Genomic DNA, 2,804 nt, shown 5'->3' with positions numbered 1-2,804 from the left:
TGGGCGACGTGACGTTCTTCGCGCAGGGTCAAGGGATCGGCCAGCACCACTGCCGCCTGGGGCAATGGGCTGGGCAAGGATTCCAGCAGGTTCAGCGGAAAGGGCAATTGCTCGCGCCGCCAGACCATGCGTTCCGGGTCATGCACCGTGGCGGTCAACGGCAGGGCGGGGTAGGCCTTGCGCAATTCGCGCAGGGCCAGGAACTCCCCCAGCCGCCCACCGCCCAGCTCGGCGTGGACCAGGTCAACACCCTGCCAGTCGAAACCGGCAATGGCTTGCTTGATCGCCGCCGTGCTGCCGACCACGCCCGTCAAGGGCGTAGCCACCTCGACGCCCAGTTGCTCCAGTGCCGTCTTGAAGTGGTTCGCGTAGTCGGCGATCCCGTTCTTTTCCGGCGGCAGGGGAGCGAGCAGGGCGATGCGCATCAGAACGAACCCCGGTATTTGGCGATGGTTTTCAGCACCTTGACCGGTACCTCGAACTTGCGGCGGTTGATGATAATGCCATCGACCTTGCCGAACGCCGTGGTGAGGATCGACAGTGCGTGTTCCACCACCGGTACCGTGCTTTTTTGCGCTTCCACTACCAGCGCAATCAGGTCGGCACGGCGCAGGTTGATGAACGCATCACGATTGTCCAGCAGCGCCGAAGCATCCAGCAGTACCACCTGGCCCGGAATCGCCGGCTCAACCCCGCCGATCCGCACCCGCACGCCGTTCTCTTCCAGCAACTGGCGCAACTGCTCGACGATAAAGCTCACGCCTTCACCGTGCCGTGCCGAGGTCAGCCCCAGGGTCAGGCCCTGTTCGGCAATACGCTCCAGCGGCAGCAACCCATACAGGCGATAGATGCTCGCGTTGAAGGCGTTGGTGCTTTGCGCGGTGCTGGTGTCCAGCTCCGGCAGCGTGGTCCACAGCGGCAGGCCGAATTTGCCTTCCACCAGGCCGCCGTCGTGGATCCGTTGATCCAGCAGGTAGCACAGGTAGATCACCAGCAGGCCGACCACGATGGAGAACGGGATGGCCAGCAACAGCATCAGCAGGGTTTTCGGGAAGACGCGCCCAGGGTTCAGGGTAGCTTCTTCGATCACCGCGATGTTACTGATCTGGCTCTTGTCCAGTTCACGGTCGATCCGCGATTTTTCCAGGCTGTCGACATACAGCGCGTAGTTTTTCTCGGTGCCGTTCAACTCACGGGCCAGGCGCGCCAGTTCCGGCTCGATGGCCAGGGCGTCCTTGCGCTGGGCTTCCAGTTCAGTCAGTTGCTTCTGCTGTTGCACCAACTGTGTACGCAGCGACTGGTTGCGGCTGGTCTCATCCAGCAGTACCCGTTGCAGGTGGATTTCCAGGGTGTTCGGCGCGCGGTTCTCGGAGCTTTGCACCGTGTCGCTTTCACCGGCGACCTGGGCCTGCATGGCACGGATCGAAGCGTCCAGGGCTTTGACCGGCGGCGCGTTATCCGTATAGGTACGCATCATGTCGGCTTTTTCCAGGAGCTTCTGGTTCAGCAGGCGACGCAAGTCTTGTTGCTGCGGGTTCAACGCGATCTGGCGAACCGTGGTCACCTCTTTGGGCTGGCCCTTGAGTTGGTCACGGGTGCTCTGCAACGCCACGTCGGAGGAAGCGATCAGCCGAGTGGAGTTGAACACCTCGCCACGCAGCACGTTGATCCGCTCGGACAAGTCTTCCAGGCGATCGGTGATGCTCGAGGCGCCGATGTCGTTCAAGTGCGCGAGGATCTGCTCCTTGTAGCTCTTGATCTGCGCAGCGCTGGAAGACACCTGGCCTTCATAGAACGCATACAGGCTCTTGCGGCCCAACGCCTGGGTGCGCTCGTCGATGTAGGTCTCGACCCAATCCTTGACCACCGCCTGGGCGATTTGCGGGTCATCCCAGCGGAAGCTGATGTCCATCACCGTAGAGCCGATGGCGTGGGTCACTTCGAAGTTTTTCTCCAGGCTTTTCGCCAGGCGTTCCACCGGGGTGGTTTCTTCGACGATGCCAACGGTTTCCAGCACCACTCGCACACCGTCAAACACGGCACTGATGCCTTTCTTGACGTACCACTTGGTGCGCTTCCACACGCCTTCCGGCGGCTGCATCTTGTCCATCACGTCAAGGTAATGCTCGGCCACTGCACGCACGATAGGGCGGCCGGTCAGCAGGCGCTCTTCGTCGACAATCGGGTCGCGCTGGGTGCTCGGCATGACGATTGGCTGACGGTTGTCGACCTCGATCGGCATCGTCGAGTCACGGCCTGGTTTTACCAGCAATCGCGCGGTGGATTCATACTTGGCCGGCAGCAGGAACGCCCCCAGCAAAATGATCACCAGCGCGGCAATCGCCGCCAGTTTGAACTCGTGCTTGAAGATGAAAAACAGACGCAGAAGATCACGAAAAGAACGGATCTCGATCATGGGATGTCGCTCCTTTAGTGGTTCGTGGTGTAGCTGTAGCCCACACCAATGGATTTGGTGAAGGGAATCAGCTGGTTCAGGTAAGTGTCCACGCCTTGGATCCGTTCGCCGACGTTGGACTTGGGTACAAACACCACGTCACCGCGTTGCAGCGCCACGGGCTTGCGGCCCAGTGCGCCGTTCTTCAGGTACTGGCTGAAATCGAGGAAGTAGGCGTGGTAGACGCCTTGGCCATCTTCACGCAGCAGGGCGACCATGCTCGCGTTGCCCACCGAGCTCACGCCGCCGGCACCGAGAATCGCCTGCTCCATGGTCGGGGCCGTGGCGATGGAGACAGCCGACGGGTTTAATACCGCGCCGCCGACGATCACCGTGTTGCCCGGCGCCT

The 2,804-nt window shown here is 61.4% G+C and carries 1 protein-coding gene and 2 pseudogenes; all 3 read right to left on the bottom strand.

Going from position 1 to position 2,804, the window contains the following annotated elements; translation table 11 throughout:
* A pseudogene (locus tag HX846_RS27330) lies at positions 1-425 on the bottom strand (glycosyl transferase family 1); the annotation flags it as partial.
* A complete protein-coding gene (locus HX846_RS27325) occupies positions 425-2,416 on the bottom strand; it encodes an exopolysaccharide transport family protein (RefSeq protein WP_003208213.1) in 1,992 nt (663 codons plus the stop codon). The pseudogene HX846_RS27330 and the gene HX846_RS27325, both read right to left, overlap by 1 nt.
* A gap of 14 nt (positions 2,417-2,430) precedes the next feature.
* Positions 2,431-2,804, bottom strand: a pseudogene (locus HX846_RS27320) (polysaccharide export protein); the annotation flags it as partial.

Source organism: Pseudomonas sp. K5002 (assembly GCF_013386655.1).
GTDB lineage: Bacteria > Pseudomonadota > Gammaproteobacteria > Pseudomonadales > Pseudomonadaceae > Aquipseudomonas.
Note: the sequence above shows the minus strand (reverse complement) of the source record. Positions and strands in the feature narration are given on the sequence as shown.